Below are 21,262 nucleotides of genomic sequence, written 5' to 3' on the forward strand. Positions count from 1 at the left end.
TTACAGACGAGCATCCCTACGCTGAATGCGTTTTCTCATAGTACCAGACAAAAAAAACGCTCCTTAAACCCTTTCGGGTTCAAGGAGCGCTTTATGCACGCTAGCGCGTGTCTTAGCCTTTACCCGCCTTTTTGCGCAGCTGCTGAATCGTTCGCAGCTGTGCAACGGCTTCGGCAAGTTCAGCGGCAGCACGGGTATAATCCAGCTCCGATGACTTTTCATTAAAGGCTTTCAACGCCTGCTGACGCGCTTCTTCAGCAGCGGCCTCGTCGAGGTCACTAGCACGCGTCGCTGCATCTGCCAGGATCGTAACAGTGGTGGGCTGTACTTCCATAAAGCCACCCGTGACAAAGAAGTGCTCTTCCTTGCCACCATCGTGGATCACGCGAACCGGGCCCGGTTGAAGCTCGGTCAGCAGCGGGGTGTGCCCCGGCAAAATGCCGAGGTCACCCATAATCCCTGCAGCTACCACCATCTCGACAGTACCTGAGAAGATGGAATCTTCAGCGCTGACGATATTGCAAGTGAAGCTATTCGCCATAGCGAATCCCCCTAATGGACGGGATTACTTCTTCATCTGGTTGGCTTTTTCGACAGCTTCGTCGATGGAGCCTACCATGTAGAAGGCCTGTTCCGGCAGGTTGTCGTACTCGCCCGCGAGGATGCCCTGGAAGCCACGAATCGTATCTTTCAAAGAAACATACTTACCGGGCGAACCAGTGAATACCTCAGCGACGAAGAACGGCTGCGACAGGAAGCGCTGGATTTTACGCGCACGAGATACAGCCAACTTATCTTCATCAGATAATTCGTCCATACCCAAAATCGCGATGATATCCTTCAGCTCTTTGTAACGCTGCAGAACGTTCTGTACACCACGTGCTACATTGTAGTGCTCTTCACCAACGACCAGCGGATCTAGCTGACGCGACGTAGAGTCCAGCGGATCAATCGCAGGATAAATACCAAGCTCTGCAATTGAACGTGCCAATACAACGGTGGCGTCCAAGTGCGAGAAGGTCGTCGCCGGCGATGGGTCAGTCAAGTCATCCGCAGGTACGTAAACGGCCTGTACAGACGTGATAGAGCCCGTTTTAGTAGAGGTGATACGCTCTTGCAGAACGCCCATCTCTTCAGCCAGCGTCGGCTGGTAACCTACCGCAGATGGCATACGACCCAACAGAGCAGATACTTCAGTACCCGCCAGGGTGTAACGATAGATGTTATCGACGAACAGCAGAACGTCGCGGCCTTCATCACGGAATTTCTCAGCGATGGTTAGGCCGGTCAGCGCAACACGCAGACGGTTGCCGGGCGGCTCATTCATCTGACCGTAAACCAGCGATACCTTGTCGATAACGTTGGACTCAGTCATTTCGTGATAGAAGTCGTTACCCTCACGCGTACGCTCACCTACACCGGCGAATACAGAGTAGCCGCTGTGTTCGGTGGCGATGTTGCGGATAAGCTCCATCATGTTAACGGTTTTACCAACACCGGCACCGCCGAATAGACCAACTTTACCGCCCTTAGCGAACGGGCAAACGAGGTCGATAACCTTGATCCCGGTTTCCAACAGCTCATTGGAAGCTGCTTGGTCAGCGTAGCTTGGTGCTTTACGGTGGATTGGCATGCGTTCTTGCTCGCCAATCGGGCCAGCTTCATCAATCGGCTCACCGAGCACGTTCATGATGCGACCTAGCGTTTCCTTACCAACGGGTACGGAAATCGCGGTACCTGTGTCGGTCACGTCCAAGCCACGTTTCAAGCCCTCAGTAGAGCCCATGGCAATGGTGCGCACCACGCCGTCGCCCAGCTGTTGCTGGACTTCGAGGATGGTCTCAGCATTAGAGACCTTCAGCGCGTCGTAGACCTTGGGCACAGAGTCCCGCGGAAACTCTACGTCAATCACCGCGCCGATGATTTGTACGATACGTCCGCTCATCTTGGTTCCTCTCAAAAACCTGCAAATGAAACCTGTCTGCCGGGAGCTACCTTTGCGATAGCTAGCTCCCTAGGCGTTATACGGCAGAAGCGCCGCCGACGATCTCGGAAATTTCCTGGGTGATGGCGGCCTGACGGGCCTTGTTGTATACCATCTCCAGATCGTCGATCAGGTTGCCCGCGTTATCAGTGGCACTCTTCATAGCGATCATTCGGGCGGCCTGTTCGCACGCACCGTTTTCGACTACCGCCTGATACACCTGTGATTCGATGAATCGAACCAACAGGCTGTCTAGCAACGCCTTGGCATCCGGTTCATACAGGTAGTCCCAGCTTCCGGGACGGGCGTTTTCTTCGTCATGCTTCACGTCTTCGCCCATATCGGACGACAACGGAAGAAGCTGACGTACGACGGGCCGCTGCGTCATGGTGTTAACAAATTCGTTATACACCACAAACAAGCGGTCAAGACGTCCTGCGTCGTACGCTTCTAACATGACCTTTATACTACCGATCAGTCCTTCGACAGTCGGCGACTCTCCTAATCCGCTCTTGGCAGCAACCAGGTTGCCTCCATAGTTGCGGAAAAAGGCGCCGGCTTTAGAGCCGAGGGCGCAGAAGTCTAGCTCAGCGTCTTGCTGTTTCCAGACAACGGCATCTTTCACCACTGCCTTAAACAGGTTGACGTTTAAGCCACCACACAGACCGCGGTCAGTAGATACCACAATATAACCAACGCGCTTCACCTCACTCCGCTCGACCATGTAGTCGTGCTTGTATTCGGGGTTTGCGTCAGCAATGTGGCCTACCACATTACGAATCTGCTTGGCATACGGCTGGCCAGCCTTCATCAGATCTTGTGCTTTACGCATTTTAGATGCAGCTACCATTTCCATGGCGCTGGTAATCTTCTGCGTATTTTTAATGCTCCCGATCTGGGTGCGTATCTCTTTTGCAGCTGCCATAGCGATCTACCCTTCGTTCGTGGCTCTCAGAAAGCATGCAAGCCCGCCCGCAGGCGGGCCGGACATTACCAGCTCTGAGTCGCCTTGAACTTCTCGAGACCTGACTTCAAGCCGTCCTGAATCTCGCCGTTGTAGTCGCCGGTCTGGTTGATCTTATCGAGCAGATCGTTGTGCTCAGACTTCATGTAATCGTGCAGAGCACGTTCGAAGTCCAGCACTTTATCGACGCTCACATCATCCAGGTGACCTTCGTTAGCGGCGTACAGAGACAGCGCCATTTCCGCCACTGACATCGGCGAGTACTGCTTTTGCTTCATCAGTTCGGTAACGCGTTGACCATGCTCAAGCTGCTTACGGGTCGCTTCATCAAGATCAGAAGCAAACTGCGAGAACGCCGCTAGCTCACGGTACTGAGCCAAGGCTAGACGAACACCGCCACCCAGCTTCTTGATAATTTTGGTCTGCGCAGCACCACCAACACGAGAAACCGATAGACCTGCGTTAATCGCCGGACGAATACCGGAGTTAAACAGGTTGGTTTCCAGGAAGATCTGACCATCGGTGATCGAGATAACGTTGGTCGGAACGAACGCAGAAACGTCTCCACCTTGGGTTTCGATAATCGGCAGTGCGGTCAAAGAACCGGTTTTGCCTTTTACTTCACCGTTAGTAAACTTCTCAACGTAATCAGCATTAACGCGCGCAGCGCGCTCTAGCAGACGTGAGTGGAGATAGAAAACGTCACCAGGATAGGCCTCACGACCAGGCGGACGACGCAGCAGTAGTGATACCTGACGGTAAGCCACAGCCTGCTTGGAAAGATCATCATAAACGATCAGTGCGTCTTCACCACGGTCACGGAAGTACTCACCCATGGTACAACCAGAATAAGCGGCCAAGAACTGCATCGGTGCCGGATCAGCAGCGCCAGCAGCCACAACGATGGTGTGTTCCAGAGCGCCGTGTTCTTCTAACTTGCGTACCACGTTAGCAATGGTCGACTGCTTCTGACCAATCGCCACGTAAACACAAGTAACGCCTTTGCCTTTCTGGTTGATGATCGCATCGATAGCAATGGCAGACTTACCAATCTGACGGTCACCGATGATCAGCTCACGCTGACCACGACCGATTGGCACCATGGCGTCGATGGACTTCAAACCTGTTTGGATCGGCTCGTCAACGGACTGACGGGTAATAACGCCAGGCGCTACTTTTTCTACCGCATCAGTCATTTTGGCGTTGATATCGCCTTTGCCGTCGATGGCATTACCCAACGCATCGACCACACGACCTACCAGCTCAGGGCCTACCGGCACTTCTAGGATACGACCCGTACACTGAGCGGTCATGCCTTCTTGAAGTTGCAGGTAGTCACCCAAGACAACGGCACCAACGGAGTCACGCTCCAGGTTCAGTACCATGCCAAAAATGCTGTTAGGGAATTCAATCATTTCACCAAACATCGCGTCTTCGAGGCCGTGAATTTTCACGATACCGTCGGAAACGCTGACGATGGTGCCCTGATTACGGGCTTCGGATGCGACGTCAAGCTTCTCAATTCGCTGCTTGATGATGTCGCTGATCTCGGAAGGATTCAGTTGCTGCATGCCATGTCCCTCAGACTCAAGCGGTCAGCGCTTCGGAAAGGCGGTTCAATCGACCACGTACCGAACCGTCAATAACGGTATCGCCAGCACGTAGGATGACACCACCAATAAGCGTCTTGTCCACTTGAGTAGTAATGGAGATTTCGCGATTCAGACGTTTCTTAAGCGCGTTCGCTAGCTTGGTCTGCTGTGCGGCAGTCAGCTTATAAGCTGACGTAACCGTCACATCAACACGCTGTTCATGTTCGGCACGTAAGTACTCGAATTGTTCAGCAATGAAGGGCAGTGCTAACAAACGACCTTGGTCAGCCAGGGTATCCAAAAACCGCGACAGGTCTTCCTGCTTTTCGGGCAACATATCCGAAAGCAGCGCTACCTTTTTGTCGTTTTCAAGTTTTGGACTACCCAACAGACGACGTAGATCGCTGTCAGCTACCGCAGCGCTTAAAAAACCAAGCGCTTGGGTCCAGCTATCAAGCGCCTTATGATCACGCGCGTATTCAAACGCCGCCTTAGCGTAAGGACGAGCGACGGTAAGTAATTCCGCCATGGGTCACCTCCTTACAGTTCAGCAGCAAGCTCATCAAGTAACTTGCGATGTGCTTTCTCGTCGACCGAAGCTTCTAGCACACGCTCGGCACCAATAATGGCAAGATGAGAAACTTGGGCACGAAGCTCGTCTTTTGCACGATTAACTTCTTGCTCAATTTCAGAACGTGCACTAACCATGAGGCGTTCGCCTTCGGCGCGGGCCTGTTCGCGTGCTTCTTCAACCATTTGAGCAGAGCGCTTATTGGCTTGCTCGAGGATTTGAGAAGCCTGCTCCTTGCTTTCACGCAGCGTTTGCTCTGCACGTTCTTGAGCAAGCTCAAGATCGCGAGTAGCACGGCTGGCTGCGTCTAAGCCATCAGCAATTTTCTTTTGACGCTCGTGAAGCGCGTTGCTGATCGGAGGCCACACATACTTTATGCAAAACCAGACAAAGATCGCGAAGGCGATCGTCTGCCCGATAAGCGTCATGTTGATATTCACAGGGATGTACCTCTGACAAGTTCGTGGCGACCGGAGTGAAACAAAACCGAGCGGGACTGCCGCCCGGCTAAGCTGTCATTAACCGGCAACAACGAAGATCAGGTACATCGCGATACCAACACCGATCATCGGTACAGCATCCAGCAGACCAGCCATTAGGAAGGTTTTGGTTTGAAGTTGGTCACCAAGCTCCGGCTGACGAGCCGTAGATTCGATCAATTTGCCACCGAGGATAGCGAAACCGATACCGGTGCCCAGAGCGCCTAAGCCGATCATGATGGAGGCAGCAATGTAGATTAGTTCCATGGTAATGCTCCTAGTTTTTCAAGTTAAAGGTCAAGGTTGAGGGTTGATGTTAAGGGTTAATCTCTAACAAGCAGCACGTCTTAGTGATGCTCGTGCGCAGCGCTTAAATACACCACTGACAATACGGTAAAAATGAATGCCTGAAGAACGACAATCAAGATGTGGAAAATCGCCCACGGCACGTCGAGTACCCAGATTGCCCAGAACGGCAGCATAGCAATCAAGATAAAAATAACTTCACCGGCAAACATGTTGCCGAAAAGACGCATCGCCAAACTGAACGGTTTAACAAGTAGGGCAACGATTTCAAGCAGCAAATTGAAAGGAATCAAGGCCCAATGGTTGAAAGGTGTCAATGAAAGCTCTTTGGCAAAGCCGCCAATGCCTTTCACCTTGAAGCTGTAGTAAAGAATCAGACCGAAAACACCCAGTGCTAGCCCCAATGTGGCATTAACATCAGTAGTCGGCACAATCTTCATGTAATCGACGCCCAGTTTACTGAACAACATTGGGAAATAGTCGACCGGGATAATTTTCAGCGTGTTCATGAACAGAATCCACACGAACAACGTTAATGCAAGCGGCGCAATAATCGGGTTATGCCCTTTAAAAGCCCCTTTGATCATATCTTCAACAAATTCAAACACCATCTCTACGGCATTTTGCAGTCCGCCTGGCACGCCAGTGGTTGCCATTTTACCCGCTTTACGGAAAAGCCAGATAAACAACAAACCCATCGCAATGGACCAGCCCATGGTATCCAGATGGATAGCCCAAAAGCCCATCTCACTCGCTTCTTCTGCCGAATGTGCCAGCGACCAACCATTTTCTGGATGCTTGCCAAAGGTTAGGTTCTGCAAGTGGTGCTGGATATAGTAAGTCGTTGAGACTTCGTTTCCTGCGGCCATAGACATGTCACCTCAATTAGTTGTGCGATTCCCAAGCATTAGCCATGGTGCTAACCAATGCGTCAGAACAATCGCAACATAAGCGCAAAAAAAGAAAGCGGGGTTTGAGGGGGGCACTACAACGAACACCAATGAAAAAAGTGCCACCGTCAAACCAAACTTGCCTGCTTCGGCGCGAAATAGGTCCATTGCGCGCGGAGCGCGATGCCTTGTTCGAAAAATTCCCATTCGCTGTATAAAAAAAATGTGCGGCAACAGCGCCACTAATGCTCCTGTAGCTACCGACAATACGCCTGCCATATGAGCAACAGGGAAAGCCAATAGCATACCGACTAGCGTCATTAGCAGCTGAATTGCTGTCAGCCTGAAGAAGTAAGCTTTTCGTCGTTGGGTCTCAAGTCGCTGCATAATTCTTCAGATAGATCTTCAGCACATGATTCCCCAGCACAATAAATGAGTCACGCTTACAACTTGTTGCTCAATAAATCATCCGTCACCTGCACAAATCTTGCGCGATTATAGGGAAGCGCTATCATACCTTCAACCGAAGTTGCGCCGATTTCGCGCGATTAAGTGTCGACTTGCGACCAAAGGGCTAAAATAAGCGCCTATTTAGTAAGCCTGCTATTTAATATGCGCTAGGATCCCATCGAGCTCTTCAAGACTGGTATAACGAATTGTCACTTTCCCCTTCCCTTTTTGCCCGTGATCAATAGAGACGGGCGCGCCAAGTAATTCCCCCAGATGTGTTTCAAGTCGTGCAACATCCGGTGTTTTAGCAGTACGTGGCGGTGTCTGGGTAGGCGTCTGGTTAACTTGTACTTTTTTAACCAACGCTTCTGTGTCACGAACGGTCAAATCATTATTGACCACTTCATGGGCAATTTGGCGTTGCTGGGTACTGGTAAGCGATAGCAGGGCTCGCGCATGTCCCATATCTAAATCGCCACGTTCCAGCAGTGTTTGCACTTCAGGATCTAACGCTAACAAACGTAATAAATTGGCGACTTGAGTGCGTGATTTACCAACTGCATCAGCAATTTGCTGCTGGGTAAGCTCAAACTCATCGCCAAGGCGCTTTAAGGCAAGTGCTTCTTCAATGGCATTAAGGTTTTCACGCTGAATATTTTCAATCAGCGCCAGAGCAAGTGCTACTTCATCACTGACATCGCGAATAACGGCGGGAATAACATCTAATTCAGCCAACTGCGCAGCACGCCAGCGGCGTTCACCCGCGATAATTTCATAGCGGTTTTCACCCACTGGGCGAACCACAATAGGCTGCATCACCCCTTGTGCACGAATGGAATCGGCAAGCTCTTCTAATGCTTCTGGCTGAATATCCCGACGCGGCTGATATTTACCACGGGTAAGTTGGCCAAGAGGTAACCGTTCTAGCCGTTCAGCCGCCGCTTCTTCCGTTGGTGCTGCAGGCAACAGTGACGTGTCTGCACTATCCAGCGTCACGCCACCGGTAAGATCTAAACTGTCACGACGACGGGCGCCCGCACCAATCAGGGCATCCAGGCCACGTCCTAGCGCGCGTTTACGCGTCATTCGCTTCCCCTCGTACTTTTTACGTTACAGCGATAGCCGCCGGATCATCTCTTTTGCTAGCACACGATAAGCCTGACTACCTCGCGAAAAACGCGCGTATTGAGTAACAGGTAAGCCATGGCTTGGTGCTTCAGCAACCTTCACATTGCGCGGAATGGTTGTTTTTAACAGCGCATCGCCAAAAAAATCTCTCAGCTGTTTGTCGACTTCACGCGTCAAACTGGTGCGCTTGTCGTACATAGTACGCAGAATGCCAGAAACGGCTAGATCAGGATTAACGCTCTGTTTAATCTGCTCAACAGTATCCAGCAGCGCTGATAGCCCTTCCAATGCGTAAAATTCACACTGCAAGGGAATAAGCACACCATTGGCGGCTGTCAACGCATTCACGGTAAGCATATTCAGCGACGGCGGGCAGTCAATGAGGACGACATCATAGTCATCTGCCACCGTCTGCAGTGCTAACGACAAACGACTTTGCCGCTGGTCACTATCGAGCAGCTCTACTTCAGCGGCTGTTAAGTCGCCATTACCTGGTAGGACGTCGTATTTCACTGGAAGTCCGCGAACAATGGCATCGCTTGCGGTTGTTTCTCCCAGCAACACATCAAGTACACTTTTTTCGAGTGCGTACTTGTCGATGCCACTGCCCATGCTGGCATGCCCTTGTGGGTCTAAGTCTACCAGCAAGATACGACGATCAAGTGCTGCCAAACTGGCGGCGAGATTAACGGCTGAAGTGGACTTGCCCACACCGCCTTTTTGGTTGGTCAGGGCAATGATCTGGCTCACTACTCAACTCCTTTTGGGGTCAGAATCAACAGCTGCCGCTCGGCCGTCTCGAAGGGTACACGCAGTAGGTGACGCGCCTGGAGCTCAACATAGGCGGGCAACTCCCGCAGTTCATCATCAGCGCCTGGGCCTTTCATAGCAAGCCACTGCCCATGAGCTGCCGGTAGCGCTCGGGTTAGCGAGATAAAGTCTACCAAGCTGGCAAAGGCTCGGGAAATCACTTGATCAAACGTCTGGCCATTGAATTGCTCGACACGCGCTTGGGTTGGCGTGACGTTGGTCAACGCTAACTCCATCACTGCTTGACGTTGAAAGCGAACTTTTTTGCCATTGCTATCGAGTAGCGTTACCTGCAGTTCAGGCTTCATGATAGCAAGCACAAGGCCGGGCAAACCGGGGCCAGCGCCTACATCAAGTATCTGTGGCCCATGAACATAAGGTGCGACAGCAGCACTATCCAACACGTGCCGTGAGACCATCTCTTCAACATCGCGTACAGCGGTGAGGTTATAAGCCTGATTCCACTTGTGCAACAGCGCGAGCAAGCCTAGCAGCTGTTCGCGCTGTTGGGGGGTTACAGTGGCTCCTAGTGCTGATAATCCTTCTTCTAACCGAGGGGCAACGGTTTCAGGCAAGCTGTTAATCAACGGCGTTAATTGACTCATCCGTTAACGACCTCGGTAGTACTGACTAAGCGACGTTTTTTCAAATGTATTAGCAGAATAGAGACCGCTGCAGGGGTCACGCCTGAAATTCTAGCCGCCTGCGCCAGGGTTTCAGGGCGCGTTTCACTAAGCTTTTGGCGAATTTCATTGGATAACCCTTCAACCCGTTGATAGTCCAACTCGGCTGGCAGCGGTGTTGCTTCATGGCGCTTGAGCTTATCGATCTCATCCTGTTGACGGTCGATATAACCCTGGTATTTCGCTTGAATTTGTACTTGCTCGGCAACCGCTTCATCGTCAACATCGCCACTTTCAATGCCAGGCAGCGATGTAATATCTGCATAGCTAAGCTCTGGGCGCTTTAACAAATCACTTAAACAGTATTCTCGGGGAAGCGGCCTACCGGTTTTTTCAGCAATTTTCGCGGCGGCTGGTGTATTGGGCTGCACCCAAACAGTAGCTAAGCGTGCTGTTTCACGCTCGATGGCTTCGCGTTTCTGGCTAAACAACGCCCAACGTTTGTCATCGACTAAGCCAAGCTCACGCCCTTTTTCCGTTAAACGTAGATCAGCATTGTCTTCGCGTAGCAGCAGACGGTATTCCGCACGCGAGGTAAACATGCGGTAGGGCTCTTTGGTGCCCATAGTAATCAGGTCATCCACCAACACACCGAGATAAGCTTCATCACGGCGAGGATGCCACGCCTCAAACTGTTTGGCGCGGCGAGCGGCATTCAAGCCTGCTAGCAACCCTTGAGCCCCAGCCTCTTCGTAGCCGGTAGTACCGTTAATTTGTCCGGCAAAAAACAGGTTGTGGATAAATTTAGTTTCCAGGGAGTGTTTTAAATCCCGGGGATCAAAAAAGTCGTACTCAATAGCGTAGCCAGGCCGTGTGATATGAGCGTTTTCTAACCCTTTAATTGAGCGAACTACTTGTAGCTGAACATCGAAAGGCAACGACGTCGAGATTCCGTTGGGATACAGCTCATGGGTATCCAACCCTTCAGGCTCGATAAATACCTGATGGTTTGATTTGTCGGCAAAGCGGTGAACTTTGTCTTCAATCGATGGGCAGTATCGCGGACCAACACCTTCGATCACACCGGAATACATAGGCGAGCGATCAAGGTTCGCCATGATGATTTCATGGGTGCGCTCATTGGTGTGCGCTATGTGGCAACTCACCTGCTGTGGGTGCATCTCCCGTGAACCAAGGTATGACATAACCGGCGTTGGGGTGTCACCTGGTTGTTCTTCCAACGATGTGAAGTCAACAGTTTTGGCATCAATTCGTGGAGGCGTCCCGGTTTTTAGCCGATCGACGCGAAACGGTAGTGCGCGTAAGCGCTCAGCTAGCGCGTTGGACGGCGGGTCACCGGCGCGGCCACCGCGGCTTTGATCTAACCCAATGTGGATAACGCCACCCAAAAAGGTGCCGGTTGACAGCACAACGGACTCCGCATGGAAGCGGATGCCCGTTTCGGTCACAACGCCTCGAACGGTGTTGTTATCCACAATCAGATCGCCAGCGGCTTGCTGAAAAATGGTTAAGTTCGGCTGGTTTTCCAGCATTCCCCGAATAGCAGCTTTGTAGCGAATTCGGTCTGCTTGAGCACGTGTTGCTCGAACGGCTGGACCTTTACGAGCGTTCAATACCCGAAACTGGATGCCGCCTAAGTCCGTGGCTAGCCCCATTGCACCACCGAGTGCATCAATTTCTTTTACCAGGTGGCTTTTGCCAATCCCACCAATCGCTGGATTGCACGACATTTGGCCGAGCGTTTCGATGTTGTGGGTTAGCAATAGGGTTTGACAACCCATACGAGCAGAGGCCAATGCGGCTTCAGTTCCCGCATGGCCACCGCCGATGACAATCACGTCAAAGCGGTTGGGATAGTTCAAGAGGCACCTCGTCTTGCGCCGTTTGGCACGGATGATGTGAGTCAGTATTGGTTCACTGATTGAGTAAGCCCGCCAGTATAAACCTCCTGTGGGTAACCGTCAGGTTTTTCCACACCCCAAGCTAAGCATCCATCTATTATTAATAACAAAATAAAAATATATAAGAGAAGTACTGTTGATGTTGTAACTACTGGTGTGGACAAAATCTGTTGATAACCCAAATAAGCTAATATATTTCAGTTGCTTAAATTGTTAGTTTTTACATGATTAAACGGAGGAGTAGCTGCGTAGAAGCGGTGCTACTCCTGTGGATGAAAGTGCGACTTACACACAGGCATGACAGACAACGGGTTATCCACCGACCCATACCGAGTTTGTTACCGCACCTGTGAACAAGTGCGATTGGTAGCTTAAAAAGACCTGGTTAGCGCTCATGCTAGGCGTCGTAGAGCGATATGATGGAGCGTGTAAAAAATAGTATCCACAGGCAAAAAAAATGGCCTGTCGCGGTGACAGGCCATTTAACGGGGCAAAAATGGGCAAAAAAGTCAGATTAATTCCGACATTAATGCTTCAAAACACGTGCAAGAAAGGATTGTGTTCGCTCATGTTGTGGCGTATCGAACAGTTGCTCGGGAGGGCCTTGTTCGGCAATTTCGCCTTTATGGATAAAAATAACGCGATCTGCCACTTCACGGGCAAAGCCCATTTCATGGGTCACTATCACCATGGTCATGCCTTCTTTGGCAAGTTCACGCATGGCATCCAGCACTTCACCAATCATTTCAGGGTCAAGCGCTGATGTAGGCTCGTCAAACAGCATCAGGCGGGGTTCCATGGCTAACGCCCGGGCTAACGCCACACGCTGCTGCTGCCCACCCGAGAGCTGGCTTGGGTACTTATCTGCTTGGTCGGCAATACCAACGCGCTCTAACAGTCGTTCAGCGGTCTCTTCGGCATCTTGGCGGCTCCACCCCCGCACTTTCATGGGCGCAAGGGTAACGTTGTCGCGCACGCTCAAGTGGGGAAAAAGGTTGAACTGCTGAAACACCATGCCGACTTCAGTACGGATAGTTTGTAGCGCTTTACTGCTTTTACCGTTGGGCAGTAATTGGTTGCCATCAACATCAAGAGAGCCGGCTTGAAACTCTTCTAAGCCGTTAATACAGCGGATGAGCGTTGATTTACCAGAGCCACTGGCACCGATGATAACGACGACTTCACCAGGCACAATTTCAAGATCAACATTATTGAGTACGTGCAGGCTGCCAAAATGCTTATTGAGCTGCTGCATACGCACAATTGGCGATTGGGTAGAGGTCATTGCACGTTCCTTATTGTCCTGCGAGGCCTCTGCGCTCAATTTGGCGCAGAATCAAAGAGAGAGTCCAGGTGATGGCAAGGTACATCAGCGCCACCATGAAATAGACCTCTAGTGCGGTAAAGGTAGTGGCAATATAAATTTGCCCTTGGCGGACTAATTCACCGACCCCGATAACAGAAAATAGCGAGGTATCTTTGATACTGATGATGCCCTGGTTACCCAGTGGAGGAATCATGCGCCGTAGGGCTTGGGGCCAAATCACGTAGCGAAAAGCTTGAGTTCGAGACAAGCCTAGCGAAAGCGATGCTTCTCGCTGGCCACGTTCGATAGACTGCACACCCCCTCGTACAATTTCAGAGATATAAGCCCCTGAATTAATGGCGATCGCGGCAATGCCGGCAACGAGTGCGTTGATCGGGCCTCCCAGCAATTGGGGTAAGCCATAAAAGATAAACAGAACCTGCACTAAAATGGGCGTGCCGCGAAACACTTCGACGTATAAAACTGCTGGCCAGCGTAGCCAGCGCACTGGGCTAATACGCAATAAACCAAAGAATATGCCAATAAAGAAGCCGATCGCTAGGCCGCCGAATGATATAAGCAGCGTCCAAGGAATACCTGGTAGCAGATATGGGATCGACCCAAATGCGGCCGACCAATCAAACTGAAAGTTAACGTCCACGCGTTATCTCCAGAAAAATAAACAACGACACAGGGCCGGGGGAATAGCCGCCCGGCCCTGAGATGAAAAGCGCTCGTTAGTGATAGCGAACAGCGATGTTATTCAGCGCTGGGGGCTTCACCAAACCACTTTGTGTAGATTTCATCATAGGTGCCGTCTTCGCGCATGGAAGCAAGTGCTTCGTTGGTAGGCTCTACCCACTCGCTGCCTTTATGGAAAACGATACCGTACTGCTGGCCTTCATACAGCGGGCCAACCACTTTGGTACGGCCTTCGCCACGGGTTTGTGAGAAGTAGGCAACGTTAGGGGCGTCGTACAGCACGGCATCAACGTTGCGCCCTAACAGCGCCATGTACATATCGGCGGTGCCTGGATAGGGAGTAATGTCGGCATCTTCACCGAGTTCCTGTTGAAGGAAGTCGTAGCTGGTAGAGCCGATTTTGGTGGCAATGGTGAGACCCGCTAGGTCCTCAAGTGAAGAGACCTCTTCGTTGTCGGCGCGCACGATAATTTGCAGACCTGAGTCATAGTAGGGAGCGGAGAAGTCGACAACTTCGGCACGCTCATCTGTAATGGTGATGCCTGCAAGGGCGATTTCCTGGCTGCCGGTTTGGACGGCGGGAATGATGCCAGAGAATTCCATAGTGGTGAGGTTAACCTCAAAGCCTGCACGTTCGGCGACTGCGTTGATGATATCCATATCGAAACCGATCATTTCGCCGGTTTCTGGATCCATCATTTCAAACGGTACAAAGCTTGGGTCAGTGGCCACATTGACAGTAGGCGTTTGTGCAAACGCGACAGTGGTACTGCCTAAGCCCAGTGCAAGGGCGGTAGCAATGACAGATTTTTTTAGTAGGTAATTCATTCGTTTCCCCGTGTTTTATTTGGTTAGCGACGCGATTTAAAGAAGATTTACTCTTATAAATTCCGTCTGCAACCGTTATTGACCTTTTAACCTTGGCGAGAAACCACCAAGGCGTCAAGTCACGGGAAGGGGGTTGTTACCAACGTTGGTTAGACCATAAAGGAAGCACCACAGCCGCAGGTGGTTGTGGCGTTGGGGTTTTGAACACGAAAACGGGCACCTGCTAACCCTTCTTCGTAGTCAATGGTTGAGCCCACCAGGTATTGGTAGGAGAGAGGATCGACTACGAGGATCGCATCGCCAAATTCAATTAACGTGTCGTCTTCGGCCACGTTTTCAGCAAAATCAAACCCATACTGGAACCCCGAGCAGCCACCACCGGTGACATAAACGCGGAGTTTCAGCGCAGGGTTAGCCTCTTCTGCCATGAGTACTTGGATGCGTTTCCGAGCACTATCAGACAATAGTAGAGGCGTTGGAACAAAAGCTTCTGCACCGCTCATGGGTACCTCCCGCGAGCTTTAAGAACGAATAATCGGCATCGGAGTGTGATTATGGGTAATTCCCAGCAAAATGGTCAACTATTGCTGGGAATTAGTCGTGCCTTAAGGCATCAGCGCTGGGGCGTTGAGGCCCATATTTTCTTCAAAGCCAAACATGAGGTTGAGGTTTTGAATCGCTTGGCCTGATGCGCCTTTAACGAGGTTATCAATTACCGAGAGCACGACTACGGTATTGCCATTACCAGGACGGTGAACAGCGATACGGCAGGTATTGTTGCCTTTGACGCTGCGAGTTTCCGGATGACTGCCTGCAGGCATGACGTCAACAAACGGCTCGTGGGCGTAACGCTGCTCAAAGAGCGCCTGTAAATCGCCTGGCTCTTCAGTCAGCGTACTATAGAGTGTGGCATGAATGCCGCGGATCATCGGCGTTAAGTGCGGCACAAAGGTAAGCCCCACGGCGTTTGGCTGCATATCGCTCAAGCCTTGACGAATTTCAGGCAAATGGCGATGTCCGGATGCACCGTAGGCTTTCATCGATTCGCTGGCCTCGGCTAGCAGCGAGGCAACTTTGGCACCACGGCCTGCGCCGGTAACGCCTGATTTGCAGTCAGCGATTAACTGGCTTGCGTCAATCAAACCAGCTTCCAAAAGCGGCAGATAGCCGAGTTGAACAGCCGTTGGGTAGCATCCTGGTACGGCAATTAAGCGGGCCTTTTTGATTTTCTCACGATGCATTTCTGGCAGGCCATACACGGTTTCTTTTAGCAGTTCCGGGGCGCCATGGGGCTGGTCGTACCACTGGCTCCATTCGGCGGCGTCGCGCAGCCGGAAATCAGCAGATAAGTCGATTACTCGCGTGCCATTGTCGAGCAGTTCGCCTGCTAGTGCATGGGCGACCCCGTGGGGTGTCGCAAAGAACACCGCATCCAGTGCACCCAGTGCCTTGGCGTCTGGCTCGCTAAACGTGAGGGCGTCATAGTGGCCGCGCAGGTTGGGATACATATCGCATACCTTCACGCCTGCTTCCGAGCGTGAGGTAATGGCTTCTACGCTTACCTGGGGATGCTGGGCAAGTAACCGTAACAGCTCAACGCCGGTATAGCCGGTACCGCCTACAATGCCAACCTTAATCACAAACCACTCCTTGCGCATTACGCACAGTCAGACCCAACAATAATTAACAGCCTAATGAGATACCTCAGGCTGTTGAACTGTAGCTAGCTATGATACACAAGAGAGCAGGCGCGTAAGAGCGCTATAGGGAAACAGGCATATGTTCACTAACGCGAACATGATGCGTAAAAGCGAATAATAGGCGCAAGGACGGACGTTGTGGCACGTTTTTCCCGGTCAGATTTCACCTTGGAAAGTTTTCGTCGCCAGCTGGCGAATGTTGATGCCCTGCCTCAGCTGTGTGCGCTGGGGTTAGTGTCTGGGGTGATCACAGGCGCGGTGATGGTGGCTTTTCGCTTATTGCTAGAGGTAGGTGCTGCCCTTTATATGCCTGAGGGCAATCCTGAGGCCTTTGAAGGGCTCGCGCCATGGCTTCGTGCACTGCTGCCGATAATTGCCGTGACGCTGATTGGCACGCTGCTCTATCGGCAAAAGGCCGCTGCCCGTAAGTTGGGTGTTGGCCATGTTATTGAGCGTCTTACCTATCATCAGGGACGTTTCCCTATGCGCAACTGGCTTAACCAGTGGTGGGTAGGCGTTGTATCTGTGCTGGGTGGTCTCTCCGCAGGACGTGAAGGCCCTGCCATTCATCTGGGCGCAGCGGCCTCCAGCGGTCTAGGTCTCAAGCTTCGCTTGCCCAATAACAGTTTACGGGTGTTGGTTGCTTGCGGTACGGCGGCAGGTATATCAGCATCATTTAATACGCCAATCGCAGGGGTGATTTTCGCCATGGAAGTGGTGATGATGGAATACACCCTCATGAGCTTTATGCCGGTGATACTCGCCTCTACCATGGGGGCATTGGTCGCTCAATTGGTGTATGGCAATGAACCGGCGTTTCGCATTCCTGAAGTTGCCCTAGGTTCGTTAATGAATGTGCCTTGGGTGGTCATTATTGGTTTGGTGATTGGCCTATTAGCGGGTGTATTTATTCATCTTTCGCGTAGCCAGTACTTACAGCAGTGGCCGCTATGGCTTAGGTTAGGTGCCGTCGGGGTGATAACGGGCGCTGTTGCGTGGTGGTTTCCTGAAGTACAAGGCATTGGTTACGACAGCGTTGCGGCTATGTTGAATAATCAGCTGGCCATTACTGTGTTGTTGGCATTGATGATCGCTAAGCTATTGATTACTGCCATTACCGTGGCAGGTGGTGTACCAATCGGCATTATTGGCCCCGTGCTAGTGGTCGGTGCTGCCACCGGTGCTCTAGGGGGAATGCTGGGCGGTTGGGTATGGCCAGATAAAGCGGCAGACCCTGGCATTTATGCCATGCTGGGCATGGCGGCAATGATGGGCGCGGTATTGCAAGCACCGCTTGCCGCCTTGATGGCGTTACTTGAACTAACGCATTCGCCACATATCATGTTGCCTGGCATGCTCGTTGTGGTGGTTGCCTGCCTAACATCTCGTCAGCTTACCGGTTGCGAGGGCTTTTTTATTAGCTCGGTGCGCTACGGCTTACATCCGTTACAGCAGCCTTTAATGCAGGCGCTTTCGCGAGTATCGGTGCCAGCGGTAATGGAGCGCCACTTAGTACGCACAGATCGAATGATTACGCCTGATCAGGCACGGCGTCTGTTGGAAACGAATCCTGTGTGGCTAGTGATTGAGCGCTCCAGTGCAGAAAAACCAGTGCTGGCGCTTAAAGCCGCTGAGCTTGCGCGTTGGTTACTGGAACATGATGAAGCGCTGCAAGACGAAGCCCCACCAGAAGACGAGTTCATTGATTTGCTTGAGATCCCTGGGCAGCGGCTTGAAATGGCACCTATCGGATTACAAGCAACGCTATCGGAAGCGTTTCTAAAACTTCAGGACAATGCGCTAGGCGCACTCTATGTCGTGCATGGTTATCGGCCAAAGCAGCAGCGGATTTCAGGTATCATTACGCGTGGCGCTATCGAACGTTATTATCACTACACTGACCCCCGCGGTGCTGATTCCCAGCAATGAGCCCAACGCCTAAGGAGAGACCATGTATTTATGGGTAAAGGCCATTCATTTGATGGCGGTTGTTACCTGGTTTGCTGCGCTATTTTATTTACCGCGACTGTATGTGTACCACGCCATGGCGCGGGACACAGGCGATGAGCAAGCGATCACTTACTTTAAAACCATGGAGCGTAAGTTGTACCGTGGGATTATGACGCCATCGATGATCATTGTGCTGATCTTTGGTGGCTGGATGCTTTATCTCGTGCCCGCTTGGTTCAGCCAAGGTTGGATGCACGCTAAGCTGACGCTTGTCGCACTACTAATCGCTTACCACCATGTTTGCTTAATTTATTTGAAGCAATTTGATCAAGCCCGTTGCACCAAAAGCCATGTGTTTTTCCGCTGGTTTAACGAAGCGCCCGTGATTGCGTTAATCGCGATTATTATCCTGGCGGTGGTGAAGCCCTTTTGATGCGCCAACCTCTTCCTCCCGTTGTTTTAGTGCTAGCTGGCCATGACCCCACCGGGGGGGCTGGGTTAGTGGCTGATAGCGAAGCGATAGCTGCCTGTGGTGGTTGGGCAGTCACCATTCCAACCGCACTGACCGTTCAAAATTGCCATAATGTGATACGCACCCTGCCTGCAGATCCTGCTGCAATGCGGCAAATGGCGGAAGCGCTAGGTGATATGCAAATTGCAGCTATTAAGCTGGGGCTGTTGGCGGATGAGGCAACGCTGCGTGCAGCGGAACAAATTATCCGCCGTTTTCCGGGAATTCCTGTCGTCGCAGATCCGGTATTAAAAGCAGGTGGCGGCGCTAAGTTATCCACACCCGCCTTGCAGCAACTTTATATAGATCGTTTGCTACCACTTGTGGATATAGTAACGCCCAATCGGTTTGAGCTTGCTGCACTGACGCCTGAGATAACCGACCCTTTGGATGACACGGCACGTGCTGTTGCGTTGCTGGCGCAGGGTTGCCAAGGCGTCCTTGTGACTGCCACCGACAATCCACTCCCGGGCAATACGCAACAGGTTGTGCACACGCTGCACTCTCCTGACACTACGCGCCAATGGCAGTGGCCACGCTTGCCTGAAGTATTTCACGGATCAGGCTGTACATTAGCCTCAGCGCTTGCGGCTCGTTTAGCTGTTGGTGAGCGCTTACCAACTGCCTGTGAGCAAGCTCAGCACTTTACCTGGGAGAGTTTGTCTCATGGTTATCAGCCCCCTAGCGGACAGTGTTTACCGAAACGCTTGCCACGCCCCGTACGCTTTTGATCTCATTGGCAGTAAGCCATTAATGTTGAGGATGCCATGACCACATCTGCAGAACTATTTGACCTCGCCAGTCGTCACATTCCGGGTGGTGTTAACTCCCCTGTTCGTGCTTTTAAAGGCCTCCATCGCCCGCCTGTTTTTATGGAACGTGCTCAGGGCGCCTACTTATTCGATGTGGAAGGTAACCGCTACGTAGACTATATCGGCTCATGGGGACCGATGATCACTGGGCATGCTGATCAGGATGTACTGGCCGCCGTGCGAGCACGGTTAGATAACGGCCTCTCCTTTGGTACGCCGACCGCTGTCGAAACCACCATGGCTGATCTGATCTGTGAAATGATTCCTTCCATGGAAATGGTGCGTATGACTAGCTCGGGCACCGAAGCGACGATGTCGGCCATTCGCCTTGCTCGAGGAACAACGGGGCGCGACAAAATCGTCAAGTTTGAAGGTAACTATCACGGCCACTCGGATTCATTGCTCGTCAAAGCGGGTTCAGGTGCGTTAACCCACGGGGAACCTAGCTCGCCAGGTGTACCCGCATCACTTGCTGAGCACACCATCACGCTTTCGTATAACGACCCTGAAGGAGTGGAGGCGTGCTTTGCAGAAATCGGAGAGCAAATTGCCTGCATTATCGTGGAGCCGGTCGCCGGTAATATGAACTGCATTCCTCCCCAGCCGGGTTTCTTAGAAACGTTGCGCCGGGTGTGCAATGAATCCGGCAGTATTTTGATTTTTGATGAAGTCATGACCGGTTTTCGCGTCGCTTTAGGTGGCGCTCAGGCACATTACGCTGTTACGCCTGATCTTACCTGCTTAGGTAAAATTGTTGGTGGCGGCATGCCCGTTGGGGCGTTTGGCGGTAAACAAGAAATTATGCAGAATATCTCGCCGCTGGGGCCGGTTTACCAAGCGGGTACGCTGTCCGGTAACCCGCTGGCCATGGCTGCAGGGGTTGCTCTGTTAACCAAACTAAAGGTGCCTGGTTTCCATGATGCGCTGACCCAGCGGGTGCAAACGTTGTGTACCGGCTTGCAAGAGCGTGCTAACGCTGCCCGCGTAGCGATGATGACCCAATCCGCAGGTGGCATGTTTGGCGTTTTCTTTACGTCGCAATCCCGTGTGGATAACTTCGCCCAAGCCACTGCTTGCAACCCCGATGCTTTCCGCCGCTTCTTTGGTGCCATGCTTGATCACGGTGTGTATCTCGCACCTTCCGCTTATGAAGCAGGCTTTATGTCGAGTGCCCACACGCCAGAAGATATCCAGCTAACGTTGGATGCGGCAGAAAAAGCCTTTGCTGTTATGTAACATCAAGTAAGGCGCCTGCTACACTTCAAGAGCCGCTCCTATCGAGCGGCTCTGTGGTTAGTGAGGTAAACACATGATAAAACGACAACTGGCTTGGCACTCTTCTCGCTTTAACGGCATATTGTTAACCGCTGTTCTCACCCTTGGCCTACCGTTAACGGGGATGGCCGCACAGGAGCAGGATATGACTCAGATTCATATCACCATGGGCGGCACACCGGGCGCGGAATTCTCAGCCCAGTGGCGCATTACTCATAACGATGAAACCATTGAACACCCCGAAACACGCGGCACAGTGCCCGCTGAATTTACCTTTGAAGGCACCACGCTTGAAGGTACGGTAAAACTGCTCAGCGAAGATGATCGTTTAGAAGTCGATATTCTTAAAGGCAGCAATCGCTCGCGTTCTGCTACCCAAGGAAAAGGCGGTGCGTTAACGGTAATGGTGCGTTAAAATCGAGTAGGAAGGGGAGTCGCCTCCCCTGTCCTCTCACACCA

Annotated in this window: 23 protein-coding genes; 5 read left to right on the forward strand and 18 right to left on the reverse strand. The window is 51.9% G+C overall.

Annotated features, from left to right (window positions below):
* Positions 1 to 112 precede the first annotated feature (112 nt).
* The 18 genes from INT19_RS09390 to argC form a co-directional block, all read right to left on the reverse strand.
* Positions 113 to 541, reverse strand: coding sequence for a F0F1 ATP synthase subunit epsilon (locus tag INT19_RS09390; protein ID WP_089040146.1), 429 nt, complete (start codon positions 539 to 541; stop codon positions 113 to 115).
* A 24-nt stretch (positions 542 to 565) separates the two neighbouring features.
* On the reverse strand, positions 566 to 1,945 hold the full coding sequence (gene atpD, locus INT19_RS09395) for a F0F1 ATP synthase subunit beta (protein WP_089040145.1): 1,380 nt from the start codon (positions 1,943 to 1,945) through the stop codon (positions 566 to 568).
* 76 nt (positions 1,946 to 2,021) lie between these two features.
* Positions 2,022 to 2,909, reverse strand: a complete 888-nt coding sequence (gene atpG / locus INT19_RS09400) for a F0F1 ATP synthase subunit gamma (protein WP_193060555.1) — start codon at positions 2,907 to 2,909, stop codon at positions 2,022 to 2,024.
* 65 nt (positions 2,910 to 2,974) lie between these two features.
* Complete coding sequence (atpA, locus tag INT19_RS09405) at positions 2,975 to 4,519, reverse strand: F0F1 ATP synthase subunit alpha (RefSeq protein WP_038479851.1); 1,545 nt, start codon at positions 4,517 to 4,519, stop codon at positions 2,975 to 2,977.
* Between the two features lie 16 nt (positions 4,520 to 4,535).
* The gene (locus INT19_RS09410; protein WP_089040143.1) at positions 4,536 to 5,069 is read right to left on the reverse strand and encodes a F0F1 ATP synthase subunit delta; all 534 of its coding nucleotides are present in this window, start codon (positions 5,067 to 5,069) and stop codon (positions 4,536 to 4,538) included.
* 11 nt (positions 5,070 to 5,080) lie between these two features.
* A complete protein-coding gene (locus tag INT19_RS09415) occupies positions 5,081 to 5,551 on the reverse strand; it encodes a F0F1 ATP synthase subunit B (RefSeq protein ID WP_038479857.1) in 471 nt (156 codons plus the stop codon).
* Positions 5,552 to 5,629: 78 nt separating this feature from the next.
* Positions 5,630 to 5,857 carry a F0F1 ATP synthase subunit C gene (gene atpE, locus INT19_RS09420; RefSeq protein ID WP_038479860.1) on the reverse strand — a complete coding sequence of 76 codons (228 nt, stop codon included), beginning with the start codon at positions 5,855 to 5,857 and terminating at the stop codon, positions 5,630 to 5,632.
* An 80-nt stretch (positions 5,858 to 5,937) separates the two neighbouring features.
* Positions 5,938 to 6,765 carry a F0F1 ATP synthase subunit A gene (gene atpB / locus INT19_RS09425; RefSeq protein WP_193060556.1) on the reverse strand — a complete coding sequence of 276 codons (828 nt, stop codon included), beginning with the start codon at positions 6,763 to 6,765 and terminating at the stop codon, positions 5,938 to 5,940.
* Between the two features lie 12 nt (positions 6,766 to 6,777).
* Entirely contained in the window at positions 6,778 to 7,173 is a 396-nt protein-coding gene (locus INT19_RS09430) for an ATP synthase subunit I (protein WP_089040142.1), read from the reverse strand.
* Positions 7,174 to 7,389: 216 nt separating this feature from the next.
* On the reverse strand, positions 7,390 to 8,322 hold the full coding sequence (locus tag INT19_RS09435) for a ParB/RepB/Spo0J family partition protein (RefSeq protein ID WP_193060557.1): 933 nt from the start codon (positions 8,320 to 8,322) through the stop codon (positions 7,390 to 7,392).
* A 24-nt stretch (positions 8,323 to 8,346) separates the two neighbouring features.
* A complete protein-coding gene (locus INT19_RS09440) occupies positions 8,347 to 9,114 on the reverse strand; it encodes a ParA family protein (protein WP_193060558.1) in 768 nt (255 codons plus the stop codon).
* On the reverse strand, positions 9,114 to 9,779 hold the full coding sequence (gene rsmG, locus INT19_RS09445) for a 16S rRNA (guanine(527)-N(7))-methyltransferase RsmG (protein ID WP_193060559.1): 666 nt from the start codon (positions 9,777 to 9,779) through the stop codon (positions 9,114 to 9,116). The genes INT19_RS09440 and rsmG overlap by 1 nt, the downstream gene beginning before the upstream one ends.
* Positions 9,776 to 11,680 carry a tRNA uridine-5-carboxymethylaminomethyl(34) synthesis enzyme MnmG gene (gene mnmG / locus INT19_RS09450; RefSeq protein WP_193060560.1) on the reverse strand — a complete coding sequence of 635 codons (1,905 nt, stop codon included), beginning with the start codon at positions 11,678 to 11,680 and terminating at the stop codon, positions 9,776 to 9,778. The genes rsmG and mnmG overlap by 4 nt, the downstream gene beginning before the upstream one ends.
* 565 nt (positions 11,681 to 12,245) lie before the next feature.
* The gene (locus INT19_RS09455) at positions 12,246 to 13,004 is read right to left on the reverse strand and encodes an amino acid ABC transporter ATP-binding protein (RefSeq protein ID WP_038479881.1); all 759 of its coding nucleotides are present in this window, start codon (positions 13,002 to 13,004) and stop codon (positions 12,246 to 12,248) included.
* A gap of 10 nt (positions 13,005 to 13,014) precedes the next feature.
* Positions 13,015 to 13,686 (reverse strand): amino acid ABC transporter permease, encoded by a 672-nt coding sequence (locus INT19_RS09460; RefSeq protein WP_120386006.1) that lies wholly within the window; start codon positions 13,684 to 13,686, stop codon positions 13,015 to 13,017.
* Between the two features lie 98 nt (positions 13,687 to 13,784).
* Positions 13,785 to 14,555: a transporter substrate-binding domain-containing protein gene (locus INT19_RS09465; RefSeq protein ID WP_038479887.1), complete on the reverse strand. Its 771-nt coding sequence runs from the start codon at positions 14,553 to 14,555 to the stop codon at positions 13,785 to 13,787.
* A 149-nt stretch (positions 14,556 to 14,704) separates the two neighbouring features.
* Entirely contained in the window at positions 14,705 to 15,058 is a 354-nt protein-coding gene (erpA, locus tag INT19_RS09470) for an iron-sulfur cluster insertion protein ErpA (protein ID WP_193060561.1), read from the reverse strand.
* Positions 15,059 to 15,160: 102 nt separating this feature from the next.
* Entirely contained in the window at positions 15,161 to 16,195 is a 1,035-nt protein-coding gene (gene argC / locus INT19_RS09475; protein WP_193060562.1) for an N-acetyl-gamma-glutamyl-phosphate reductase, read from the reverse strand.
* Positions 16,196 to 16,393: 198 nt separating this feature from the next.
* Between argC and INT19_RS09480 the strand changes: the two genes are divergently transcribed.
* The 5 genes from INT19_RS09480 (at position 16,394) to INT19_RS09500 (ending at position 21,218) form a co-directional block, all read left to right on the forward strand.
* The gene (locus INT19_RS09480) at positions 16,394 to 18,184 is read left to right on the forward strand and encodes a chloride channel protein (RefSeq protein ID WP_193060563.1); all 1,791 of its coding nucleotides are present in this window, start codon (positions 16,394 to 16,396) and stop codon (positions 18,182 to 18,184) included.
* A 22-nt stretch (positions 18,185 to 18,206) separates the two neighbouring features.
* Entirely contained in the window at positions 18,207 to 18,638 is a 432-nt protein-coding gene (gene hemJ, locus INT19_RS09485) for a protoporphyrinogen oxidase HemJ (protein WP_038479899.1), read from the forward strand.
* Positions 18,638 to 19,447, forward strand: coding sequence for a bifunctional hydroxymethylpyrimidine kinase/phosphomethylpyrimidine kinase (gene thiD, locus INT19_RS09490; protein WP_193060564.1), 810 nt, complete (start codon positions 18,638 to 18,640; stop codon positions 19,445 to 19,447). The genes hemJ and thiD overlap by 1 nt, the downstream gene beginning before the upstream one ends.
* A 36-nt stretch (positions 19,448 to 19,483) precedes the next feature.
* Positions 19,484 to 20,764: a glutamate-1-semialdehyde 2,1-aminomutase gene (gene hemL, locus INT19_RS09495; protein ID WP_193060565.1), complete on the forward strand. Its 1,281-nt coding sequence runs from the start codon at positions 19,484 to 19,486 to the stop codon at positions 20,762 to 20,764.
* Between the two features lie 73 nt (positions 20,765 to 20,837).
* Positions 20,838 to 21,218: a hypothetical protein gene (locus tag INT19_RS09500; RefSeq protein ID WP_226924565.1), complete on the forward strand. Its 381-nt coding sequence runs from the start codon at positions 20,838 to 20,840 to the stop codon at positions 21,216 to 21,218.
* Positions 21,219 to 21,262: the final 44 nt, after the last annotated feature.

This window comes from Halomonas sp. 3A7M (assembly GCF_014897875.1).
Classification (GTDB): Bacteria; Pseudomonadota; Gammaproteobacteria; order Pseudomonadales; family Halomonadaceae; genus Vreelandella.

What these genes read in the sequence shown, in the direction of transcription:
- INT19_RS09390 (WP_089040146.1), bottom strand. Translation starts at nt 541, where the DNA reads ATGGCGAATAGCTTCACTTGCAATATCGTCAGCGCTGAAGATTCCATC.
- atpD (WP_089040145.1), bottom strand. Translation starts at nt 1,945, where the DNA reads ATGAGCGGACGTATCGTACAAATCATCGGCGCGGTGATTGACGTAGAG.
- atpG (WP_193060555.1), bottom strand. Translation starts at nt 2,909, where the DNA reads ATGGCAGCTGCAAAAGAGATACGCACCCAGATCGGGAGCATTAAAAAT.
- atpA (WP_038479851.1), bottom strand. Translation starts at nt 4,519, where the DNA reads ATGCAGCAACTGAATCCTTCCGAGATCAGCGACATCATCAAGCAGCGA.
- INT19_RS09410 (WP_089040143.1), bottom strand. Translation starts at nt 5,069, where the DNA reads ATGGCGGAATTACTTACCGTCGCTCGTCCTTACGCTAAGGCGGCGTTT.
- atpE (WP_038479860.1), bottom strand. Translation starts at nt 5,857, where the DNA reads ATGGAACTAATCTACATTGCTGCCTCCATCATGATCGGCTTAGGCGCT.
- atpB (WP_193060556.1), bottom strand. Translation starts at nt 6,765, where the DNA reads ATGGCCGCAGGAAACGAAGTCTCAACGACTTACTATATCCAGCACCAC.
- INT19_RS09430 (WP_089040142.1), bottom strand. Translation starts at nt 7,173, where the DNA reads ATGCAGCGACTTGAGACCCAACGACGAAAAGCTTACTTCTTCAGGCTG.
- INT19_RS09435 (WP_193060557.1), bottom strand. Translation starts at nt 8,322, where the DNA reads ATGACGCGTAAACGCGCGCTAGGACGTGGCCTGGATGCCCTGATTGGT.
- rsmG (WP_193060559.1), bottom strand. Translation starts at nt 9,779, where the DNA reads ATGAGTCAATTAACGCCGTTGATTAACAGCTTGCCTGAAACCGTTGCC.
- INT19_RS09455 (WP_038479881.1), bottom strand. Translation starts at nt 13,004, where the DNA reads ATGACCTCTACCCAATCGCCAATTGTGCGTATGCAGCAGCTCAATAAG.
- INT19_RS09465 (WP_038479887.1), bottom strand. Translation starts at nt 14,555, where the DNA reads ATGAATTACCTACTAAAAAAATCTGTCATTGCTACCGCCCTTGCACTG.
- erpA (WP_193060561.1), bottom strand. Translation starts at nt 15,058, where the DNA reads ATGAGCGGTGCAGAAGCTTTTGTTCCAACGCCTCTACTATTGTCTGAT.
- hemJ (WP_038479899.1), top strand. Translation starts at nt 18,207, where the DNA reads ATGTATTTATGGGTAAAGGCCATTCATTTGATGGCGGTTGTTACCTGG.
- thiD (WP_193060564.1), top strand. Translation starts at nt 18,638, where the DNA reads ATGCGCCAACCTCTTCCTCCCGTTGTTTTAGTGCTAGCTGGCCATGAC.
- hemL (WP_193060565.1), top strand. Translation starts at nt 19,484, where the DNA reads ATGACCACATCTGCAGAACTATTTGACCTCGCCAGTCGTCACATTCCG.
- INT19_RS09500 (WP_226924565.1), top strand. Translation starts at nt 20,838, where the DNA reads ATGATAAAACGACAACTGGCTTGGCACTCTTCTCGCTTTAACGGCATA.